Raw genomic sequence first — 22,672 nt, forward strand, 5'->3', positions numbered from 1 at the left:
CACCGCGCGGCGCTCAGCCGCCGCCCGCACCGCCGACGCCGTCCGAGCCGCCGGCGCCGCCGCCCTCGCCGCCCGCACCGCCCGCACCGCCGGCGCCGCCCTCGCCGTTCGAGCCGCCGGCGCCGCCCTCGCCGCCCGCACCGCCCTCGCCGTTCGAGCCGCCGGCGCCGCCCTCGCCTCCCGCGCCCGGCGTGTACGGCGTCCACGCGGGCTGCTCGGGCGCGGCGCCGCAGACCCCGGGCCCGCTGTCGGCGTCGCCCGAGGTCTCGCCGGGCGCGCTCGGGGGAGAGGACGGATCCGGCAGGCACGCCTTCGAGCCCTCCGGCTCGGCGTCGATGATCGCGGCGTTGCGCTCGCCCGGCGGGATCGCCGCGGCGCTCCGGATGTCGCGCAGCGCGACGCACGAGTAGCCGCTGCGGCAGTCGTCGTCGTCGTCGCAGGTGGCCATGCAGAACGTCCGCTCGAAGCGCGGCCAGCGGACGTTCTCGAGCGCGCTGCACTCCTGATCCAGCACCGGGTTGAACGCGACGCAGACGCTGCTGCCCTGGCAGCTGTCCGGCCCGCAGTTGAAGACCGTGCAGTAGCCGCCGGGCTGCGTGCCGTCGCAGAAGAGCTCCTGCTCTTGCTGGGCACAATCGAGCGACGTGATGCACGCGTCGCCGATCTGCGGACCGCATCCGGCGAGCAGCGAGGAGGCGCCGAGGGCGGCGAGCAGGAGGGCGGGCCCGGTGAGGCGGAGCATCGAGGAGGGCCGCTTAGTACCGGCAGGGGCGCCGGCGCGCAAGCATACGCCAGCGCCGCCGCGCGGAACCTGCGCTCCCTTCCGCCCGAATTGACACCTTGCCCTCAGGCCTCTAGAAACGACCGGACCGGGGTTGACCCCGGAGAATGAAGCGAAGGCCATGGCGACTTACATCACCGAAGACTGCATCAACTGCGGCGCCTGCGAGCCGGAATGCCCGAACGAAGCCATCAGCGAGGGCGATGAGATCTACGTGATCGATCCGGAGCTCTGCACGGAGTGCGTCGGCTTCTACGACCACGAGGCGTGCCAGGCGGTGTGCCCGGTCGAGTGCTGCCTGCCGAACCCGCAGATCGTCGAGACCGAGGAGACGCTCATCGCGCGCGCCATCAAGCTGCACCCCGACGATGCCGATCTGCAGAAGCGGGCCGCCGCGAACGACTACCCCTCGCGCTTCCGGAAGTAGAGCATCGTCTCGAGCACCGTCGCGTCGCCTCTCGGCCGCGCTCCTCATGTCCCCGCCGGCACCGTCGGTTCAACGCAGCGCCCGGGTCACACCGTGATCCGGCGCTGGGCCGCAGCGCTCCTCGCGGGGGCCTGCGCGGGCTGCCATGGCAGCGGGCCGCTGCTCCATCCGGCCCACGTCCTTCTCCCGGGCAAGGTGAGCGTCGGCGCCGGCGTGTCGGGCGACATGGTCGTCGCCGGCGCGACGGCCGCCCCGCCGGCCGCGGGCGACGCGGCCGCGACCGAGGGCGCCGCGCGGCGGAGGCTCTCCGAGATCGCCGTGTCGCCGGGCGTCGCGCCGTGGGCCAGCGCCCGCGTCGGGATCGAGGGCGGGAACGAGGCAGGGCTGACGTACTCGGGGCGCGCCCTCCGGCTCGACGGGCGCCACGCGTTCCCGCTCGGCGACGCGGCCCTGTCGGTCGGCCTCGGCGCCTCGGCCCTCTTCGCCGGCGCTCCGGGCCCGAGCGCGGGTCCGAGCGCGGAGGGGGGCGACGCCGTCGACGTCTACGGCGCCGGGGTCGACGTCCCGATCCTGCTCGGCTTCCGGTCGGACGCGGATCTCTACGCCCTCTGGTTCGGTCCGCGGCTCGGGCTCGAGCTCCTCGGCGGCGAGGTGCGGCTGCCGCCCGCCGGGTCGGCCTCCCGCGGGCCCCTCGTCGACGCGTCGGGCCAGCACCTCCGGCTCGGGTTCGTGCTGGGCGTGCGCGCCGGGTTCCGCCACGTACATGTCGCCCTGGAGGCGACAGCGACGTACCATCACGCCACGGGCGAGATCGGCGGCGCCCCGGCCGTCATCGACCAGGGCACGATCGCCCCGGGCGGCGGCCTCACGGTCACCTTCTGACCTGACCGTAAAGCTGTAAAATTGCGGATTTTCGCGCGCTTTCCGTGGCCAGCGCAGGCGCTTGCCCGGCCGGAGGACCCGTCTTAGACTCGGATCTATGCGTCCCTACGGCGCCCTCTCCACCTCATGCCTCCTCGCCGGTGCGGCTCTCATCGGCTGTTCGGCGCCTGTCGCGGGCGACGCGACCGACGTCAGCGGGGTGGTCACCCAGGGGGTCGTTCGCGTCGAGCGCGCGATCAACCTGAGCCGGGACGCCGCCGCCATCGAGCTCGACGACGCGGTGCCCGAGGCCGCGGCCGACGAGGGCGCCGGCTCGGTCACCAACGTCCTCGCAAAGTTCATGCGCCTCTCCTCCGCGATGGATCCCGAGCTCGCCGAGGGCGCGGTCGGCCAGCCGTTCGTCCTCCCGTCCGCCGGCAGCTGCATGGTCCTCTCGCCCGCCGCCGAGGACGAGGCGGCGAGCAGCTTCAGCTCGCTCAGCCCGATCGAGCTCCTCGACGCGGGCGACGTCACGATGCGGACCGACAACACCGAAATGCCGCTCGCCGCCCGCGCATTCCCGGACGTGGGCGCCCTGGTCTTCGGCGTCTTCTACACGTCGCGCGACGCCACGAGCGATCTGCCGGCGCCGGCGCGCTACGTCTTCGAGAGCTCCGGCTCGGGGCAGCTCGATCGGTTCGCGTTCGAGGCCGACGCCCCCGCCGGCCCCGAGGACGTGCGGGTGGGCGACGCCGACCTGGCCGACGGGGTCGAGCTCGGCGCCGGGGTCGGCGCGGTGGTGCAGTGGCGCGCGGACGAGGGCGGCGACGCCGGCCGGGCGCGCGACATCATCTACGTCGACGTGACCTCGGCGCACGGCGCGACCGTGCGGTGCGCCTTCAAGGACACGGGCCGGGGCGTGATCCCGGGCTCCTTGCTGGATCCCTCGACGCTCGGCCCCCTGCCCGCGAGCGCGACGCTCGCCGTGCACCGCACGCGGCAGGTGCCGTTCAGCGCCGCGGGGATCGACGCCGGCGAGGTGCGCTTCGACCTCTCCGTGAACGGCCGCGCGCGCCTCGCCGCGCACTGACGACGGGCTCGCGACCAGCGCCGGGGTGACGTACGAGGACCTGCGACGGCGCGCGGCCGAGCTCGCCGCGATCGGGCAGCGCGAGCGCGGCGAGGCGCTCCTCGTGGCGGCCGGCGATCACGCGGGCGCGTCGGAGCTGCTCGAGCGGGTCTGCGACTTCGCCGGCGCGGCCAGGGAAGCGCTCGCCGCCGAGGACCCGGCCCGCGCGGCGCTGATGGCCGCGCTCGGCGGCGACGACGCGCTGGCGCGCCAGGCGCTCGACGCGCTCGTCACCGCGGCGCCCCGGGACGCCGCGCTGCGCGTCGCCGCCGACCTCGCGGCGCGCGGGTTCGCCCGCCACGCCGGCGCGCTGTTCGCGGCGCTCGGCGCCCACGCCGCGGCCGCGGAGGCGTTCACCGCGGCCCAGGACGCGCGCCGCGCCGCCGAGAGCTTCGAGCTCGCCGGCCGCCCCGCGGACGGCGCGCGCGTGCTCGAGGCCTCGCTCCGCCGCCGCCCGGGCGACGCGGCGGCGTGGCTCGCCCTCGGCGAGCTCCTCGCGCGCCACGGCCGCACCGAGGCCGCGGTGCGCGCGCTGCAGCACCTGCCGCCCTCCTCCGCGGAGCGCGCCCGCGCGCTGCCGCTGCTCTGCCGCTGCCTGAGCGCGCTCGGGCTCGAGGACGCCGCGCGCACCGTGCGCGACGAGCTCGCGCAGCTCGACCCGCGCGGCGAGGAGGCGCTCTCGTCGCCCGGCCCCGCGGCGGCTCCCGCTGCGCCGGGCCCGGCGTCGGGCGGGCCGCTCCTCTTCGGGCGCTACGAGACCCTGCGCGAGGTCACGGCCACCCCCCACGCGCGCGTGGTGGAGGCGCGCGACCGGATCACGGCGGAGCGCGTCGCCGTGAAGATCTTCGCGGGTGCGGCGTTCGGCGCGGGCCGCGACGCGCTCCTCCGGTTCGAGCGCGAGGCGCGCGCGCTCGCCCAGCTCCGGCACCCGAACGTCGTCGCGCTCCGCGCCTATCACCCGGAGGGGCCCGCGATGGTGCTCGCCTGGATGGCCGGCGGCTCGCTGATCGAGCGGCTCCGCGGGGAGCCGGTCGCGCCCGCGCGCGCCGTCGAGATCGCGTGCGCGCTCCTGTCCGCGCTCGGCGAGGCGCACCGGCTCGGCATCCTCCACCGCGACGTGAAGCCGAGCAACGTGCTCTTCGACGAGATCGGGACGGCGCACCTCGCGGACTTCGGCGCGGCGCACCTCGGCGATCTCTCGACGACCGCCACGGCCGGCGCGATCGGGACGTTCGCGTACATGTCGCCGGAGCAGCGCATGGGCCGGCCGGCCACGCTGGCGAGCGACCTGTACGGCGTCGGCGCGGTGCTCGCCGAGCTGCTCACCGGAGAGCCGCCCGCCCCCGCCGTGGGTGGGCAGCTCGAGCCTGCGCCGAGCGCGATCCACCCGGAGCTCACGGCGGCCCACGACGCGGTCGTGGCAGCGCTGCTCGCCGAGGACCCGGCCGCGCGGCCGGCCGACGCGTTCGAGGCGCGGCGCGCGATCACGGCGCTCCCCTGGCCGGAGAGCCCGCGGGCGCGGCGCGCGCGCGCGAGCGCCCGACCCAGGTCGAGCGAGGCGCCGCCCCCGACGGCGGCGCGGCTCGCGGCGACCCTGGAGGTCGGCGACGGCCGCGACACGGAGGGGCGATGGCACGACGTCTGGCTCGATCGCGACGTGCTCGTGCTGCAGCTCGACGACGCGACCCTCGCCCGGGCCCGGGCGTTCGCGCGCGCCGGCCACGCGGCGCTGCCGTGCGTCCTGCGGGCCGACCTCGCCGCCGGCGAGGTGTGGGTGGCGCCGCCCCAGGGCCGCGCGCTCGCCGACGAGGGGCGAGCCCTGACCCGGGGCCAGCGGGCGCGCCTCGGCGAGGCCATCGCGGCGCTCCATGCGGCGGGGGGCGCGCACGGGCGCATCGACGGCCAGCACCTCTACGTGCTCGACGGCGAGGTCGCGCTGGCCTACCCGCGCGAGGCCGACGGCAGCGTGGAGGAGCTCGCGGCGCGGGATCTCGCGGCGCTCCAGGAGCTCGACAGGAACGCGCTGGACGAGCTCTAGGGGAGACTAGAAGGGGTCGCAGGGGGCGTCGTCGGTGCGCTTGGTGATGTCGTAACAGCAGTAGTCGCCGTCGAACTCGGGCTCGCTGTCGACCGACTTGACCTCGCTGCCGCAGGTGGCGCCGCCGAAGTACTCGAGCGCCTCCTCCTGGGAGGGGCACGCCCCCTCGTACTTGGTCCACTCGAAGCACCCGACCTTGTCGCACCCCGTGGTCGCGAGGGAGACCGCCAGGGCTGCGAGCGGAAGGACCCGGACCGGGCAACGCGCGAGGGCCGAACGGATCGTCGAGATCATGGATTCTCCCAGGGTCGGGCGCTGCTCGCGCCGCGGGCGAGCATACTCCGGTTCGGACGAAGCCGGCTGTCCTGGGAGAGGCGGCGGGCGCGCCGAGCAGCCTTACGTCACGCGTCGTCGCGCGTCGCGGGCAGCGCGCGCCGCGCCGCCTGGTCCGCCTCCGCCGGCTGGGGTACACGACAGCATGGCGACCGGAGAGCAGGGGGCCCGGGCGGTGCGCGCGCCGCGCGGGAGCGAGCGGAGCTGCAAGGGGTGGATCCAGGAGGCGGCGCTCCGGATGATCCACAACAACCTGGATCCGGAGGTCGCGGAGCGGCCCGACGACCTCGTGGTCTACGGCGGCACCGGGAAGGCCGCGCGATCGTGGGAGGCGTTCGACGTGATCGTCCGCGAGCTCCGGGAGCTCGAGGACGACGAGACGCTCCTCGTGCAGTCGGGCAAGGCAGTGGGCCGCTTCCGCACGCACCCGGACGCGCCCCGCGTGCTCCTCGCGAACTCGAACCTCGTGGGCCGGTGGGCGACGTGGGACGAGTTCCGCCGCCTCGAGGCGCTGGGCCTGACCATGTACGGGCAGATGACCGCGGGCTCCTGGATCTACATCGGCTCGCAGGGCATCGTGCAGGGCACGTACGAGACGTTCGTCGCCGCGCGCAAGGCGCACGCGGCGCGCGCGCCGGGCGGCGGCCGCTGGGTGCTCACCGCGGGGCTCGGCGGCATGGGCGGCGCGCAGCCGCTCGCCGCGACCATGGCGGGCATGGCGTGCCTCGGCGTCGAGATCGACCCGGCGCGCATCGAGAAGCGGCTCCGCACCCGCTACGTCGACGAGCGCATCGACGACCTCGATCGCGCCGTCGAGGCCGTCCTCGACGGCGTCCGGCGCGGGGCGCCGCGCTCGATCGCCCTCTGCGGGAACGCCGCCGATGTCTACCCGGAGCTCGTCCGCCGCGGCGTCACGCCGGACCTCGTCACCGAGCAGACCGCGGCCCACGATCCGCTCGTCGGCTACGTCCCGCCGGGGCTCACGCTGGAGCAGGCGGCGGAGCTGCGCGCGCGAGACCCCGGGGAGTACGTCGCGCGCGCGAAGGCGGGGATGCGGCTCGAGGTCGAGGCCATGCTCGAGATGCAGCGGCGCGGGGCCGAGGTCTTCGACTACGGCAACAACATCCGCACCTGCGCGATGGAGGCGGGCTGCCAGGGCGCGTTCACGATCCCCGGCTTCGTGCCCGCGTACGTGCGCGAGCTGTTCTGCCAGGGCAAGGGCCCGTTCCGCTGGGTGGCGCTCTCGGGCGATCCCGAGGACATCCTCGCCACCGACCGCGCGGTGCTCGAGGCGGTCCCGGACGACCCGGATCTCCGGAGGTGGATCGAGCTCGCGGAGCAGAAGATCGCGTTCCAGGGGCTCCCGTCGCGCATCTGCTGGCTCGGCTACGGCGACCGCGCGAAGGTCGGGCTCGCCTTCAACGAGCTCGTGCGCACCGGCCGGGTGAAGGCGCCGCTCGTGATCGGGCGCGACCACCTCGACTGCGGGTCGGTGGCGTCCCCGTTCCGCGAGACGGAGGCGATGAAGGACGGCTCGGACGCGATCGCCGACTGGGCGATCCTCAACGCGCTCGCGAACACGGCCGGCGGCGCCTCGTGGGTCAGCTTCCACCACGGCGGCGGCGTCGGGATCGGCAACTCGCTGCACGCCGGGATGGTGATCGTCGCCGACGGCACCGAGGCCGCGCGGCGGCGGCTCGAGCGGGTGCTCACCATCGACCCGGGGATGGGGATCATCCGGCACGCGGACGCGGGGTACGAGACGGCGATCCGCGTGGCGGACGAGGCGGGCGTCCGGGTGCCGCACCGGGCGAGGTGAGGGCGCCTTTGGCCCGGCGCGCGGGCGCCGCGTCGCAGGGCCAAAGGCGCCCCGAGGCGCTCCGCCGTCGCGCGAGCGTCAGCCTCGAGGGGCGCGCGGCTTGCGCTTCGTCGGCGGCCGGGCATCGGCGGGGGGCGGCGCCGCCGCCGGCGCGGGCGCGCCGCGGAGGGCGCGCAGCCGCGCGATCTCCTCCGCGTAGCCGCGTCGCTCCTTCGAGAGCGGCGGCAGCTCGACCACCGCCGGCACGCGCGCGAGCCGCGCGTCGTTCGCGAGGCGCCAGAACGGCGCGAGCCCCATCGCTCCGTCGCCGATGCGCTCGTGCCGATCGACCCGCTGGCCGAGCGCCGCCTTCGAGTCGTTCACGTGCATGCACCGCAGCCGATCCATGCCGAGCAGCCGGTCGAAATCGCCGAAGAACCGCTCGTAGCCGGCCTCGCTCCGGAGATCGTGCCCCGCCGCGAACGCGTGCTGCGTGTCGATGCAGACCCCGAGCCGCGCCCCCTCCGGCCCGGCGCGCTCGATCATCGCGGCGATGTGATCGAGGCGATCGCCGAGCGTCGACCCCTGCCCGGCCATGTTCTCGATGCACAGCTGCGCGCGGAGCCCCCGCCCCCGCGAGAGCACCATCGCGAGGCTCTCGCCGACGCGATCGAGGCCGGCCTCCTCGCCGAGCCCGCGGTGCGCGCCCGGGTGGAACACGACGAAGTCGATCCCGAGCGCGTCGCAGCGCGCGAGCTCCTGGAACAGCGCCTCCCGCGAGCGCTCGAGGATCGAGGCGTCGTCGGCGCACAGGTTGATGAGGTAGCTCGCGTGGGCGAGCGTCGCGCCCGCGCCCGCCCACGCCGCGCGCGCGGCCCGGAACGCGGCGATCTGCTCCGCGCCCAGCGCAGGCTCCCGCCACTGGCCCGAGACCTTGGTGAAGATCTGCAGCACCTCGCAGCGATCCTCACCCGCCAGCGCGATCGCGCGGTGGAGGCCGCCGGCCACGGACTCGTGCGCCCCGAAGATCATCGGCCGCACTGCTTGGGTCGCGCCCCCCGCGCCGGCAAGCCATTCCTCCGAGCGCGACGGATCTGCCACGCCGCCGCGACGCGCGCGCGACCGCAACCCCAGGAACATGCCGTCCGATCCTCCGCGACGACCCCGATTCCGCGCGCAAACGCGCGAGCAAACCCCATGCCGGGAGGGCGCGAACCTCCGTTCGCGGCACCTCACCCTTGACGCGTTCCGGCCCAGGCGCGAATTGAGCGGCCTTCCTGGAGTCTCGATGAGCCATATGGGTGTTACGAACGGGGCCGGCGCCCGCGGGGTGGAGCCGGGGTCGCCGGGTGCGGCCAAGGGCGAGGAAACCGCGGCGGCCCCGCCGCTGGTGCCGTCTCAGGTGCTCTCGGGCAAGCGGCTCGTGGTGGTCGGAGGCACCGGGTTCCTCGGCAAGGTCTGGCTGGCCATGCTGCTCGCCAGGTTCCCGGAGATCGACCACATCTACCTGCTCGTCCGGGCCAAGGAGAGCCAGTCGCCCGAGGAGCGCTTCTGGTCGCAGATCGCGACCTCGCCCGTGTTCGACCCGATCCGCGAGCAGCACCCGGGGCCCGCCTTCGAGGAGTACCTGCGGCGGAAGATCACCCCCATGAACGGCAACGTCGGCCAGCCGATGCTCGGGCTCGGCGACCGCGTGGGGGAGCTCACCGGCAACATCGCCGCCGTCGTGAACGTGGCCGGGGTCGTCGACTTCAACCCCCCGCTCGACGAGGCGCTCGAGGTCAACGCGTTCGGCATCAGCAACCTGGTCGAGCTCGCGCGGGCCCTCGGGGCCAAGGTGATGCACACGAGCACCTGCTTCGTCGCGGGGTACCGCTCCGGGCTCATCGAGGAGAACCACCCGGCCGAGATCCCCTTCCCCCGCGCCGCGGGCGAGACGTGGTTCGGCGCCGCCTGCCCGAAGCGCACCCTCGATCGATCGCACTGGGACCCGCAGCGCGAGATCAGCGAGTGCCTCGACCTCGTGAAGCAGGCGCGCCAGCGGTGCGAGGACGCCTTCCGGCAGAGCGCCTTCCTCGACGAGGCCAAGGCCAACCTGACCGCCCGCGGCGAGCCGAGCCGCGGCAGCGCGCTCGAGAACGAGCTCGCCAGGGTGAAGCGCAAGTTCATCAAGGACCGGCTCGTCGAGGCCGGCAAGGAGCGCGCGCTCTTCTGGGGGTGGACCAACATCTACACCTACACGAAGAGCATCGGCGAGCAGGTCCTCGCGAGCTCCGGGCTGCCCTTCACCATCGTCCGCCCCGCCGTCGTCGAGACCGCCGTCGAGTTCCCGTTCTGCGGCTGGAACGAGGGGATCAACACCTCGGCGCCCTACCTCTACCTCGCGTCGAAGGGGCAGGTGCAGTTCCCGGGCGACCACGACGTGCGGCTCGACCTCATCCCGGTCGACATGACCGCGAGCGGCATGATCGCCTCGCTCTGCGAGCTCATCGAGGGCCGCGCGCCCGCCGTGTACCAGTACGGGACGACCGACACGAACGGCTGCCGCGTGACGCGCTACCTGGAGCTCGCCGGGCTCTACAAGCGACGGCAGGTCTTCGAGGGGAAGAAGACCGCGCTCTTCGACATCGTGTCGTCCCGGTTCGAGCCGCGCGGCCTCACGCGGCAGCAGTACGGCGCGCACGGCGCGCGCGCCATCGAGGGCGCGCTCCGCGGCCTCGGCGGCCTGCTCAAGTCGGCGAGCGTCGGCCCCGCCGCGGCCCTGCTCAAGCCGGCGGCCGCCGCGCTGGAGAGCGCCGCCAAGGCCGAGCAGAGGACGGCCACCCTCCTCGAGGTCTTCATGCCGTTCGTCGCGGAGGCCGACTGGGTCTACTCGTGCGCCAACACGCGCGCCGCCATGGCCCGCATGCCGCCCGAGGAGCGGGCGCGCTTCACCTGGGCGCCCGAGTCGATCGACTGGCGCGACTACATCTGGAACGTCCACCTCCCCGGCCTGGAGAAGTGGGCCTTCCCGATCATGGAGGACATGCTCCGCCGGGAGATCAAGCCGCTCCGGCCCTACGACAGCCTTGTCGACCTGCTCGACGAGGTCGCCGAGCGCTTCGATCACGCGCTCTCCGTCCAGCGGATCGAGCAGGACGGGCTCTCGCGCACGAGCTACCGCGAGCTCCGCGACGCCGCCTGCCAGACGGCCGCGCGCCTCGCCGCCCTCGGCGTCCGCCGCGGCGATCGCGTGGCGCTCTCCGGCGACAACCAGCCGTCGTGGCCCATCGCCTACTTCGGCATCCTCCGCGCGGGCGCCGTCGCCGTGCCGATCGACCCCGCGCTCGACGCGGAGGCGTTCGCGGGCATCGTCCGCTCGTCGACGGCGAAGGTCGTGCTCTGGGACGGCGGCGTCGAGGAGAAGATCGGCGCCGCGGTGCGCGCGGCGCTGCCGAACCTGTACGCCTTCGACCTCTGCGGCTTCGCCGAGGGCCGCGCGGCCGACCTGGGCCCGGCGTCCGGCGAGGGGCTCGCGCCCCCGGACGTGCGCGTGGGCAGCGAGGACGTCGCGAGCGTGGTCTACACGAGCGGCACGACCGGGGAGCCGAAGGGCGTGCTGCTCACGCACGGCAACTTCACCGCGCTGCTCGCCGCCCTCGCCCCGCTGTTCCCGCTCAAGGCGAGCGATCGCGTGCTCAGCGTGCTGCCGCTCCACCAGACCTTCGAGGTCACCTGCGGCCTGCTCCTGCCGCTGTCGCAGGGCGCGCGGATCATCTACCTCGACGAGGTCTCGGCCGACCGGGTGACCGACGGGCTGAAGAGGGCCCGCGTCACGGCGATGGTCGGCGTGCCGGCGCTCTGGCAGATGCTGGAGCGGCAGATCGTCGCCCGCGTGAAGGAGCAGGGGCCCGCCGCGGCCGCCGCGTTCAGCTGGGCGATGGAGCTGAACCGCATGCTCGGCAAGCGCTTCGGGCTGAACGTGGGGCGGCTCTTCTTCGGGAGCGTCCACGAGGCGCTCGGCGGCAACGTCCGCTTCCTCATCTCCGGCGGCGCCGCGCTCCCCAAGGACACCGCCGCCGTGTTCAAGGGGCTCGGCCTGCCGCTCGCCGAGGGCTACGGCCTGACCGAGGCGGCGCCGCTGCTGACCGTCGCCAAGCCGTCGCCGACGGTGAGCCCCGGGAACGTGGGCAAGCCGATCCCCGGCGTGCAGATCAAGATCGCGAACCCGGACGCGAGCGGCGTCGGCGAGGTGCTCGCGCGCGGCCCCAACGTCATGAAGGGCTACGCCGAGGGCGCCGGCGCGACCGAGGCCGCGCTCGACGCGGACGGGTGGCTCCACACGGGCGATCTCGGCAGGCTCGACAAGCAGGGGCGGCTCGTCCTCGTCGGCCGGCAGAGCGAGGTGATCACCGCGGCGAAGGGCGAGAACGTGTACCCGGCCGACGTCGAGCGCCAGCTCGGCAAGGTCGAGCACGTGAAGGAGCTCGCGATCGTCGGGATCGACAACGGCCGCGGCGGCGAGCAGGTCGCCTGCCTCGCCGTCCCCGCGGCGCCGAGCGCGAAGGGCGAGGGCGGCGACGAGGCGCTCGCGCGGGCGGCGCAGCACGAGCGCGCGCTCGACGCGCTCCGCACGGCGATCCAGGCGCTGCCCAAGCCGTGCCACCCGATGGCGCTGCACCTCTACGACGCCGACCTGCCGCGCACCGCGTCCGGCCAGGTGAAGCGCGCCGAGGTGAAGGCGATCGTCGAGCGCCTCGCCGCCTCCGCCGCCTCCGCCGCCGAGGCGGGCGCGGGGGCGCTCGCGCAGGACGCCGCCGCGGCCGCGGAGCCGACGTCGCACAAGCCGGGCGAGGAGCCGATCCACATCCCCCGCCCGGTGGCCGACTTCGCGAAGCACTGGATGAACAAGGTCCAGTCCGGCTTCTACGGGAACGTCATGCGCCCGAAGGTCTACGGGCGCGCGTTCATCCCGCACAACCGCAACACGATCGTCGTCTCGAACCACGCGAGCCACCTCGACATGGGGCTCGTGAAGTTCGCGCTGGGCAGCTACGGCGACGGCATCGTGTCGCTCGCCGCCCAGGACTACTTCTTCGAGGGCAACCGCTGGCGGCGCGCCTACTTCGAGAACCTCACGAACCTGGCGCCCTTCGACCGCAAGGGCGGCCTGCGCACGGCGCTGCGCCAGACCGGCGAGATCCTCGACCGCGGGCGGACCGTGCTGCTCTTCCCCGAGGGCACGCGCAGCCCCGACGGCAGCATCCTGGAGTTCAAGCCGGCGATCGGGCACCTCGCGCTCACGCACAACGTCGACATCCTGCCCCTCTACCTGGGCGGGACCTTCGAGGCGCTCCCCAAGGGGCGCAGCGTCCCGATCCGCCGCGATCTGGTCGCGCGCATCGGGCCGCCGCTCGAGATCGCCGACCTGCGCCGGCTCACGGCCGGGATGAAGTACGCGATGGCCTGCCGCAAGGTCGCGGAGCTCACGCAGCTCGCCGTGATCAAGCTCAAGGAGGGCGGCGCCCTCGACCTGCGCCGGGTCGAGAGCATCGATCAGGCCGCCACCACGAAGGAGCACCCGCTCACGGTCCTGTTCCGCGAGCTCGAGTCGAAGTACGTGGCCGGGCGCGTCACCCAGCCGATCACCTACTACGTCACGCTCGGGGCGGAGGAGGAGGCGAAGTGGACGCTGCGGATCGATCCGGCCAGCTGCGAGGCGCGGATCGGCAAGCCGAGCCAGCAGGCGGACTGCGTCCTCAAGACGACGCCGGAGATCTTCACCAAGATCGTCCGCGAGGCCTACACACCGAGCCCGATGGAGTTCATGACGGGCCTCGTGAAATCGAACGACATCTCCCTCCTCCAGACCTTCCAGAAGGTTTTCGATCTCGCATGAGCCGCTACCTCGTCACCGGCGCGACCGGTTTTCTGGGCTCGCACCTCGTCTCGGCGCTGCGCGGGGCGGGCCACGACGTCGTGGCGCTCTGCCGGGCGGAGGCGCCCGCGCTCGCCGAGCAAGGCGTCGCGCTCCGCCGCGGGGACGTCCTCGACGCGGCGTCGGTCCGCGCCGCCGCCGAGGGCTGCGAGGGCCTCTTCCACTGCGCCGGGCGCGTCTCGCGGCGCCGCGAGGACGCCGAGGCGCTCTACCGGACGCACGTCGAGGGGACCAAGATCACCCTCGACGCCTGCCGCGGCGCGGGGGTGAAGCGCGCGGTGATCGCGAGCACGAGCGGCGTCGTCGCGGTGAGCCGGGATCCGGACGTCATCCGCGACGAGACGGCGGAGCCGCCGATGGACATCATCGCCGGCTGGCCCTACTACCGCTCGAAGCTGTACGCCGAGCGCGCGGCCTTCGATCGCAACGGGCCCGGCTTCGAGGTCGTCGCCGTCAACCCGAGCATCCTGCTCGGCCCGGGCGACGTCCACGGCGCGTCGACGGGGGACGTCGTGAGCTTCCTCGAGCGCCGGCTGCCCTTCATCCCCGCGGGCGGCCTCTCCTTCGTCGACGCCCGCGACGCGGCGCAGGGGATGGCGCTGGCGATGGACAAGGGCCGCCCGGGCGAGCGCTACCTGCTCGGCGCCGCCAACATGAGCCTCGACGTCTTCTTCCACCGCCTCTCGCGGGTCTCGGGCGTCCCGGCCCCGGCCCTGCGGCTGCCGCGGAGCATCGCGCTCGCCAAGGCGGGCGCGCACCTCATCGAGCGGGCGCGGAAGCGGCTGCCGTTCGACCTGCCGGTCGACCCGGTGTCGGCCGAGATGGGCCAGCACTTCTGGTACCTCGACGCGACGAAGGCCCGGCGAGAGCTCGGCTGGACGCCCCGCGACCCGCTCGAGACGCTGGCGGACACCGTCGCCGATCTGCGCGCGCGCGGCGTCGTCTGGCCGCAGCCGTAGGCCACGCCGCGCGCCGAGGTGCGCTGGGCCAGCAAGAGCAGCACTTCCATTGAAGCGTCGATGGTGGTCCGTCACCACCTCCGCACGCGCCAAGTTGCCCCGCGCAATGGCGTTACGCCACAGCCGCCCTCCGGCGCCGGCGCGAGCGCCGCTGTGCGCCGGAGCTCCCGCCGGAGGATGGGGGCGGTCCGCCGTTTGCACGATGAGCCTGCTCGAGACCCCGCAGACAGCGAGGAGCGCGAGCTTGGTGAGACCGCATCTATCCACCGAACCCAACGCCGCAGACGCGATTCAGGCAGGCCTCGTATTGATGACGGTCGGACGGGGTGGCCGGGTCATCTTCGCCAACCCGTCGGCGCGCGAGATCTCGTTTGCCTACGAGGACCTGGACGGGCACACCCCGCAGGTCACCGACGCCGAGGGGAGGCCGCTCGGGCCCGACGAGCGGCCGCGGACCCGCGCCCTCCGGGGCGAGTCGTTCGGCCCCCTGCTGACGCACTGGAAGACCGCCGAGGGCGACTTCGCGCTCCTCGTCCGGTGCGACGCCGTCGACCACGGGGACAAGCTCGCCGCGCTCACCCTCATCGACGTGACCGCCTTCCAGCGCTGGACGGAGGACACGCGCGCCGCGCTCGCAGCCCGTGACGAGTTCCTGTCGATCGCGGCGCACGAGCTCCGGTCGCCCCTCAACGCCCTGCTCCTCACCCTTCATCGCATCAAGCTGCGCGTCCCGCCGGACGGGTCGTTCCCGGAGCTCGACAGGCTCGTCGACATGTCGGAGCGCCAGATCGATCGCCTGACCAGCCTGGTCCAGAACCTCCTCGACGTGACCCGGATCCGCGCCCGTCGGCTCGAGCTCGATTTCGAGCCGAAGGATCTGCTCCAGATCGTGCGTGACGCCGCGGAGGCGATCGCCGAGCACGCCCGGGCGGCCGGGACGCCGGTCCAGATCGTGGCCAGCGAGCCCATCTTCGGGCTCTGGGACGGCGCGCGCATCGAGCAGGTCGTGCAGAACCTGCTCACGAACGCGCTGAAGTACGGCGGCGGCGGCCCGATCGAGGTCTCCCTCGCGCGCGAGGGGACGACGGCCAAGCTCACGGTGCGCGACCACGGGCCGGGCGTCGCCGCGGAGGACCACGACCGGGTCTTCGAGCCCTTTCAGCGGATCGCCTCCACCTACAAATCGCAGAGCCTCGGGCTCGGTCTCTACATCGTGCGCGAGATCGTGCAGGCGCACGGCGGCAGCATCGTCATCGAACCCCCCGACGGCGGGGGCGCGGCGTTCGTCGTTCGCCTGCCGGTCGCACAGCAGACGTCGGAGATTTCAGCGGAACCGTCATGACGCGAGAACGTGAACACCCGAGAGACGCACAGGCACCCTCGACCGAGGACAGGGAGAGCGACAGCCCAAGCGCGGACATCCCCCGGCTGGAGACCGGCATTCCGCGGCTCGATTACATCCTGAAGGGCGGCTTCCTCCGCAACGGCACCTACGCCCTGATGGGACCGCCCGGGAGCGGAAAGACGATCTTCGGCAACCAGCTCTGCTTCGAGCACATCCGGAGGAGCCCGAGCGCGCGGTGCGTCTACGTGACGCTCCTCGTCGAGTCGCACAGCAAGATGATCCGCCACCTGCGCGGCATGAAGTTCTTCGATACGGGGATGATCCCCGATCGCATCTACTACATCAGCGGCTACCCGGCGCTCCGCGATCAGGGCCTGCCGGCGCTGCTGGAGCTCTTGCGCCGCACCCTGCGCGAGCGCCGCGGCACGGACCTGCTCGTGATCGACGGGCTCGAGAGCGTCGAGCAGCGCGCGCCGACCGCGCTTTCGTTCCGCGAGTTCGTGCACGAGATCCAGGGGCTCTCGGCCCTGAACGACTGCACGACCTTCCTCCTCTCGAGCACGCGCGATCCGTCGCACGCCGAGAACGCGCTCGTGGACGGCGTCATCGAGCTCACCGATAAGCTGATCGGGCCGCGGGCCGTCCGGGAGCTCACCGTGCACAAGTTCCGCGGGAGCGACTACCTGCGCGGCAAGCACGAGGTCGAGATCGACACGTCCGGGATGGTCATCCACCCGCGCACCGAGATCCAGTTCGACAGCCCGCGGGCGAGCGCGTCCGAGGAGCGCTGCCGGATGGGCTTCGGGATCGAGAGCTTCGACGCGATGCTCGAGGGCGGCTTGCCCTCGGGCTCGACGACCGCCCTCCTCGGGGCGCCCGGCACCGGCAAGACGCTCCTCGGGCTCTCGTTCCTGGCCGAGGGGGCGAGGCGGGGCGAGCGGGGGACCTACTTCGGCTTCTACGAGCCTCCGCCGCGGCTCTGCGACAAGGCCCGGAAGGTCGGGATCGATCTCGACGCCCACATCAAGGAAGGGACGATCCAGCTCATCTGGCAGCCGCCGCTGGAGCACATGATGGACTCGCTGGCGGAGCAGCTGCTCGAGCTCCTGCGCCAGGACCCGACGCCGCGGAGGCGGCTGTTCATCGACGGCATCGAGGGCTTCCGGGCCGCGTCGGTCTACGCCGACCGGATGCCGCGGTTCCTCTCGGCGCTCACCAACCAGCTCAGGATGCTCGACGTGACGACCGTGGTGACCGAGGAGCTCGACCTGTTCACGCCCCTCATCAAGATGCCGAATCCCGAGCTCGGGAACGTGGTCGAGACCGTCATCCTGCTCCGCTACGTCGAGCTCCGGTCGCAGATCCACCGGCTCATCTCGGTCATGAAAATGAGAGAGAGCCTCTACGACAGGTCGATCCGCGAGTTCGTCATCTCCGAGCGCGGCATCGAGGTGGCGAGCTCGTTCGAGTCGGCGGAGCAGATCCTCTCAGGGCAGGCGCGGCTCCTCGCCGGAGCGCACCAGAGAGAGGAGGCGCCGTGACGACGGTGCTGGTGGTGGACGACGAGGTCGACCTCCTCGCGTGCATCGAGGGGCTGCTCGAGGACGAGGGGTACTCGGTCGTGACGTGCCCCGACGGCAAGCAGGCGCTCGATTACCTGCGAGGGTCGCGTCCGGATCTCGCCCTCGTCGACCTGATGATGCCGATCATGAGCGGCTTCGACCTGGTGCAGGCCGTCTCCGCGGAGCGGCGGCTCGACGGCATGCCGATCGTCATCATGAGCGCGGTGGAGCAGCGCCACGAGCTGCTGCAGAAGCTCGGCGACCGGGCGCAGGCCGTCCTCAAGAAGCCGTTCACGGCCGACAAGCTCCTCGGCACGGTCCGCAAGCTGCTCGCGGCGCCCGCGCCCGCGCCGGCCCCCTGAGGCGCCGCCCCGGCGGCTCAGACCGCCCGGCGCAGGGGGGTCGGCGGGAACAGGTCCTTCATGTCGAGCGGGAGCTGGCCGCGGAACCCCTCGATCTCGCCGGCGGACACGCTGTCCGCGACCGCCTCGCAGATCGCCTGCAGCACGAAGCCGGCGGCCTCGCGGTCCATGCGCAGCTCGCGGGCGACGTCGTCCTCGATGGTCTCCGTGGTGATGCGCTTGTCAGGCCCGTCGAGGAACGGATCGAGCGACGGGTGGAGCTTGGAGGGGAGCTGCGCGATGAGGTGGCGCGCCTCCTGGGGCGTCACCCGGCGGCAGAGGTTGCCGAGGACGATCTGGAGCGCGAGCTCGGCGCGGTCGCGCTGCTGGAGGCCGCTGTGGCGCTCGACCGCGTGCAGCAGCCGGCCATAGGCGCTGTCCGCGCGCGCCTTGCGGCGGGTGAGGGCGCGCACGGGGCCGCGCGAGCGCTGCTCGGGGCGCGCGATCCCCTCCGGGTGCAGCGCGCCCCCCGGCTTGAACCGGGCGGCCACCTCGAGCTGCGCGCGCACGACGGAGCCGGCGGCCTCGGCGTCGATGGCGCCGTCGGCGAGCAGGTCGTCCAGGGTCACGACGCCGACGGGCCGACCTTGCTCGGTCAGCGGTACGCGCCGACACGCATGATCGCGCATGATGCGCACGGCGTCGTCGATCGACGCGTCGATCTCGAGCGTCGCGATCTCGTCCGACATGACGTCGCGCAGCGCGGTGCTGCGCGCGTCGAGATCGCCCGCCACGATCTCGAGCGCGATGTCGCGGTCGGTGACGATGCCGGCGAGGCCCTGGCCATCGTGGACCAGGACCGCGCCGACGTGGTTGTCGACCATCGCCCTCACCGCGTCGTAAGCGGTCGAGCGCGGGCTCAGAACGATCATTCGCGGGCGTCGGTACTGTTCGAGCGGCATGGCGAGACCCCTCCCCTGGGTAGCGCTGGCGCGTGGGCGCGTTGAACGGCGGCTAGCCAGAACGGTACCAAGGGCCGACGGCCGGGGCGGCCGCGCGGCGGGGGAGCCGGCCCGGCCGCGCGAGGCTGGGAACGGCCGTGGCGGCGGCCCTCCTCGGACCGCCGCCGCCCGCCGTCACGGCGCCTTCGGGCTCGCCGTCCCGACGGGCACGAGCCGCACCATCCGGTGCAGGAGCCCGTCGACCCGCTGCAGCCAGCTGCGCCAGGCGGCGTACTGGGCCACCGGGATGGTCGACCGGTCGATGACCACGCGCTCCTTCACCACGACCGCGTTCTTGCCCGGCGCCTTCGCGAACGAGATCGACGCGCGGCCGAAGTCGCCGCCGTTCTCGTCGCCGCCCGGCGGGAGCTCCGCGAACGCGTACCCCGCGGGGGCGACGATCGTGATCGTCCGGGTGTGGTGCCGCGGCGCGAGGCTCGGCGGCAGGACCACGGGCAGCGTGCGCTTCACGAGCGGGGCGAGCTGCGACGTCAGCGTGGACGTGCCCGAGAGCGGCACCGCGAGCTCCGCGCCCTCGCGGCGCGCGAGCCCCTCGGAGCGCGCCTCGAACTCGAGCGTCGCCGCCCCGTGCGGGAGATCGGCCTGGAACGCCACCCTGGGCTTCACGTCGACGGTCGGGAACCAGCCGTACGCGAGGTACTGCTCGACCCACTGCGCCCGCGCGTCGGCCTCCGCCAGGTTCGACCGGAGCTCGAACGCCGCGTCGCCGATGTGCCGCTCCTTGGCCGCGAGCTCGCCCGCGCCCGACGGCTGCAGCGCGATCGTCCACTCGGCGTCGACGCCGTGATCGGCCGGCGAGCTCGCCGGCGTCTCCACGATCTTCGGCGGCCCGTCGTCGACGAACAGCGCCAGCGTGCGCGCGTCCATCGCCGGCAGCGGCCCGAGCCGGCTCTGCGGGCTCGTCGCGTCGAGCCACAGGCCCGGCGCGCCGCCCGCGCCCGGGAGGTACGCGATGCCGTGATCGAACACCGGGATCGCCGCCACCTCGCTCCGGAGCAGCGAGGGCTGGCCCGTGTAGCGCGTCTGCACCAGCACCTCGGTCGCCTCGATGCCGATCGACTTGAGCAGCGTGATCAGCAGCATCGCCTTGTCGTCGCAGTCGCCCTGGCGCCGCGCGAGGAGCTCCTGCGGGCGGTTCGGCAGCCACCACTCGCCCGAGACGAAGTTCACGTACCGGATGTCGTCGGCGACGAAGTCGAAGAGCGCCCGCAGCTTGTCCTCGCGCGTGGTCTTGCCCTTCGTGAGCTCGGCGGCGAGCCGGCGGACCTGATCGTCCGGCTCGGTGAAGCCGGCGACCGCGCCCCGGTACCACTCCCGGAAGTCGTGCCAGCCGTGGAACGTGGAGCCGACGACGACCGGCAGCACCTCGGCGAGGTGCGGGGCGAGCGGCTCCTCGGGCACCTCGGGCGGGTCGTCCCAGATGAACCGCGTCACCTGGCGGCCGTCCTTCTCGGACCGGAGCACCCGCTCGGCCTTGCCGTTCAGCACGTCGATCGCCAGGGGATCGCTCGTCGGCGAGTCGACGACGACCTCGTTGTAGAGGATCGGCCGCGTGTCGGTCGAGCCGACGTAGTCGATGAAGTAGAACGGCGCGTCGCCCCGCCGCCCGACCGGGCCCGGGGTCCACGCGCGCACCGCGACCTCCACCACGTCGCCGGCCTTCAGCTTGGGCCAGCGCACGAACGGCCGCTGCCCGCCCGCGCCCTGCTCGTCCGGCGGCGCCACCGTGCCGTCCTTGCGGTGCACGCGCGCGAACAGGAGCTCGGTGTCCTCGGCCTCGGCGGGGATGTCGCGCTCGTAGAGGTCCTGATCGGTGCGCGGCTCGATGACGATCTCGCGCGCGTAGTGCATGAGCTGCGAGACGCGCTTGTCCGGGTGGTACGTCACGACGCGCACCCAGTGGAGCTGCCGGTCGGCCACCTCGCCCTTCTTCGCCGGGGTCTTTCGCCCGCGCTCGAGGAAGACGCCGGGCGCGGCGAGGTACTGCTCGTCGCGCATGCGCCGCCGGCCCGGCGCGCCGGCCGCGCCCTCGCCGAGGCGGAGCGCGAGCTCGGCCTTGAGGAACGGGTCGCCCGGCGCGAGATCGCGCGCCCGCGCGAGCGCGCCGTTCGCGAGCGCGGCCGCCGCGCCGCCCGCCTGGCCCTGCCGGACCGCGGCGAGCGCCTGGAACGCGGCGGGCTGGTTCGGCGCGACCTGCGTTGCGTACGACAGGACCTCGCGCGCCCACGCGACGCGGCCCGCGTCGTGGAGCGCGCGGCCGATGCGGATGACGTCGTCGGCCGACGTCTGCTGCGCGAGCGCGCCGGCGGCGGCCACCTCGAGCGCGGCGCCGCCCTCGGGCTCGAACGCGAGCACGTAGTCCGCGCCCCGCGACTCGGGCGCGATCTCGGCGAGCCTCCGCGCGGCCCGGAGCGCGAGCGCCGGGTCGAGCCGGGCCGCGGCCGCGATCTCCTGCCAGACGACGACCGGGGTCCGGTCCTTCTGCTCGCGCTCCACCGCGAGCAGCTCCTCGAGCCCGGCGCGCGCGAGCCCCGACGGGCCGAGCTTCTTCTCGACGAGCCCGCGGAGGACGCGCGCCTCGGGGTCGCGCGCCGAGCGCAGCGGCTCCTCGCGCAGCACGGCGGCCGCCCAGTCGGCGCGGTCCGACGCGAGGTGCGCCGCGACGAGCCTGCGCTGCGCGAACGAGGCGGTGGCCCGGTCCTTCTCGGCGAGGCCGCGGGCGCGCGCGGCCTCGAGCCAGCCGCTGCGGTTCGCGCCGAACGGGGACACCCACCCGGCGAGGGCGAGCGCGTCCGCGGAGATCCCCGGCGACCGCGTCACGCGGTCGAGCAGGCCGGGGGCGCGGGGCGATCGCTGATCGTCCGCGCCCCCGAGCGTGCGCGCCACGATGGCCGTGAGCGTCTGCTCCAGCGTCTGCGCCGCGCCCGCGTCGAACGCCTTGTCGAGCGCCGTCGCGACGGCGGCCGTGGGCGACGGCGCGGCCGGGGGCAGCGCGAGCTTCGTGAGGTCCGACGAGGTCGCGAGCGCCACCGGCCGGCGCTGCTCGTCGGTGAAGCGCACGCGGACGCGCCCCTCGTCGGCGATGGCGCCGGTGCACACCTTGAGGGCGAGCAGGTGATCGCCCGCGGGCGCCTCGATCCGCGCGGCGATGCGGTCGAGCACGAGGCGCTGGTGGGCCGCGTCGCTCGAGGCGACGTCCGCGCCGTCCCACGCGAGCCGCACGGCGCCGGTCGCGGCGACGTGGGCGAGGATCGGCTTGCGATCGAGCGCGGCGGGGACGGTCACGCGCGAGGCGAGGTAGGTGCAGCTCTCGGCGCGGGGATGGATGTAGAGATCGAGCGGCACGCCGCGCGCGGTGGCCGCGGCGGGCAGCGCCCGGCGCCACGCGACGTCGTAGACCCCCCAGGCGTAGCGGGCGCTCATGTCCGAGAAGCGCTGGCCTTCGGCCTCGGGCCCCTCGCGGCGCGCGAGCCCGCCGCCCGAGTTGTCCTGGAACGGCCCGAGGATGGCGAACGCCTTCACGAGCCCCGACGGGTCCGGGGGCGCGTCGTACGAGGCGGCGCGCGCGCCGGGCCACGTCGCCGCCGGCGGCTCGGGGGCGAGCGAGGCCGCGAGCCAGCGCGCCTCGTCGGCGAGCGGCGAGGCGGACGTCGCGATCTGCGCGAGGCCCTCGCGCGCGCGGCCCTGCGCGGCGCGATCCGAGAGCGCCGCCGCGATCACGAGCCCCGCGAGCGCGTCGTCGCCGCCCCGCCGCGCCCGGGCCAGCGCGGCGCCGAGCATCTCGTCGGGCGTCGCGGCGGTCCACCGCGGCGCGGGCGTGATCGGCGTGCGCTTCTCGGCCGCCGGCGCGCCGCCCGCCGCCGGCGCGCGCGGATCCACCTTCGCGCCGCTCGGACGCCGCGCCGGCGCGCCGCTTGCCGCCGGCGCGCCGCCCGCCGCCGGCGCGGCCGCGTCCGCCTTGGCGCCGCCCGGGCGCGGCGCCTGCGCGTTGCCCGCCGCGGGCGCGACGGCGATCGCGAGCAGCGCCGCCAGGCATCCGCCCCGGCGCGCCGCGCGCCCCGCGCGCCGATCTCGTCCTCGTCGATCGCCTCGATCTTCCCCCGGCGAGCTCCGCTCCATCGATCCTCGCTTCCAGGCCACGGCATAGCGCGTGCCCGAT

The 22,672-nt window shown here is 74.2% G+C and carries 15 protein-coding genes; 10 read left to right on the top strand and 5 right to left on the bottom strand.

Annotation, left to right across the window (positions count from 1 at the left end):
- Nucleotides 1–13 precede the first annotated feature (13 nt).
- Nucleotides 14–742, bottom strand: a complete 729-nt coding sequence (locus tag WME83_RS45785; protein WP_437316003.1) for a hypothetical protein — start codon at nt 740–742, stop codon at nt 14–16.
- Between the two features lie 160 nt (nt 743–902).
- On the opposite strand from WME83_RS45785, the gene WME83_RS45790 reads away from it, so the two are divergent.
- From WME83_RS45790 to WME83_RS45805, 4 genes are all read left to right on the top strand, one after another.
- Entirely contained in the window at nt 903–1,208 is a 306-nt protein-coding gene (locus tag WME83_RS45790; RefSeq protein WP_061621589.1) for a YfhL family 4Fe-4S dicluster ferredoxin, read from the top strand.
- Nucleotides 1,209–1,301: 93 nt separating this feature from the next.
- Nucleotides 1,302–2,090 carry a hypothetical protein gene (locus WME83_RS45795; RefSeq protein ID WP_437316004.1) on the top strand — a complete coding sequence of 263 codons (789 nt, stop codon included), beginning with the start codon at nt 1,302–1,304 and terminating at the stop codon, nt 2,088–2,090.
- A 97-nt stretch (nt 2,091–2,187) separates the two neighbouring features.
- Nucleotides 2,188–3,159, top strand: a complete 972-nt coding sequence (locus WME83_RS45800) for a hypothetical protein (RefSeq protein ID WP_437316005.1) — start codon at nt 2,188–2,190, stop codon at nt 3,157–3,159.
- 25 nt (nt 3,160–3,184) lie between these two features.
- The gene (locus tag WME83_RS45805) at nt 3,185–5,236 is read left to right on the top strand and encodes a protein kinase domain-containing protein (RefSeq protein ID WP_437316006.1); all 2,052 of its coding nucleotides are present in this window, start codon (nt 3,185–3,187) and stop codon (nt 5,234–5,236) included.
- A gap of 6 nt (nt 5,237–5,242) precedes the next feature.
- Here the strand turns inward: WME83_RS45805 and WME83_RS45810 are convergent, their stop codons facing one another.
- Entirely contained in the window at nt 5,243–5,530 is a 288-nt protein-coding gene (locus tag WME83_RS45810; protein ID WP_437316007.1) for a hypothetical protein, read from the bottom strand.
- A 184-nt stretch (nt 5,531–5,714) separates the two neighbouring features.
- Here WME83_RS45810 and hutU point away from each other — a divergent pair, with 184 nt between their 5' ends.
- Nucleotides 5,715–7,388 (top strand): urocanate hydratase, encoded by a 1,674-nt coding sequence (hutU, locus tag WME83_RS45815; RefSeq protein WP_437316008.1) that lies wholly within the window; start codon nt 5,715–5,717, stop codon nt 7,386–7,388.
- A gap of 78 nt (nt 7,389–7,466) precedes the next feature.
- Here the strand turns inward: hutU and WME83_RS45820 are convergent, their stop codons facing one another.
- Nucleotides 7,467–8,399, bottom strand: a complete 933-nt coding sequence (locus WME83_RS45820) for a deoxyribonuclease IV (protein ID WP_437316009.1) — start codon at nt 8,397–8,399, stop codon at nt 7,467–7,469.
- A 265-nt stretch (nt 8,400–8,664) separates the two neighbouring features.
- On the opposite strand from WME83_RS45820, the gene WME83_RS45825 reads away from it, so the two are divergent.
- The 5 genes from WME83_RS45825 to WME83_RS45845 all read left to right on the top strand — a co-directional run bounded on the left by WME83_RS45825 (nt 8,665) and on the right by WME83_RS45845 (nt 17,512).
- The gene (locus WME83_RS45825; RefSeq protein ID WP_437316010.1) at nt 8,665–13,245 is read left to right on the top strand and encodes an AMP-binding protein; all 4,581 of its coding nucleotides are present in this window, start codon (nt 8,665–8,667) and stop codon (nt 13,243–13,245) included.
- Nucleotides 13,242–14,243 (top strand): NAD-dependent epimerase/dehydratase family protein, encoded by a 1,002-nt coding sequence (locus tag WME83_RS45830; protein ID WP_437316011.1) that lies wholly within the window; start codon nt 13,242–13,244, stop codon nt 14,241–14,243. The genes WME83_RS45825 and WME83_RS45830 overlap by 4 nt, the downstream gene beginning before the upstream one ends.
- Before the next feature lie 310 nt (nt 14,244–14,553).
- Nucleotides 14,554–15,585, top strand: coding sequence for a sensor histidine kinase (locus tag WME83_RS45835; protein WP_437316012.1), 1,032 nt, complete (start codon nt 14,554–14,556; stop codon nt 15,583–15,585).
- Complete coding sequence (locus WME83_RS45840) at nt 15,582–17,129, top strand: RAD55 family ATPase (RefSeq protein ID WP_437316013.1); 1,548 nt, start codon at nt 15,582–15,584, stop codon at nt 17,127–17,129. The genes WME83_RS45835 and WME83_RS45840 overlap by 4 nt, the downstream gene beginning before the upstream one ends.
- Nucleotides 17,126–17,512 (top strand): response regulator, encoded by a 387-nt coding sequence (locus WME83_RS45845; RefSeq protein WP_437316014.1) that lies wholly within the window; start codon nt 17,126–17,128, stop codon nt 17,510–17,512. The genes WME83_RS45840 and WME83_RS45845 overlap by 4 nt, the downstream gene beginning before the upstream one ends.
- Nucleotides 17,513–17,529: 17 nt before the next feature.
- Here the strand turns inward: WME83_RS45845 and WME83_RS45850 are convergent, their stop codons facing one another.
- Nucleotides 17,530–18,423, bottom strand: coding sequence for a DUF2267 domain-containing protein (locus WME83_RS45850; RefSeq protein ID WP_437316015.1), 894 nt, complete (start codon nt 18,421–18,423; stop codon nt 17,530–17,532).
- Between the two features lie 204 nt (nt 18,424–18,627).
- Nucleotides 18,628–22,632, bottom strand: a complete 4,005-nt coding sequence (locus tag WME83_RS45855; protein ID WP_437316016.1) for a transglutaminase domain-containing protein — start codon at nt 22,630–22,632, stop codon at nt 18,628–18,630.
- Nucleotides 22,633–22,672 lie beyond the last annotated feature (40 nt).

Source organism: Sorangium sp. So ce385 (genome assembly GCF_051474135.1).
Classification (GTDB): Bacteria; Myxococcota_A; Polyangia; order Polyangiales; family Polyangiaceae; genus Sorangium; species Sorangium cellulosum_D.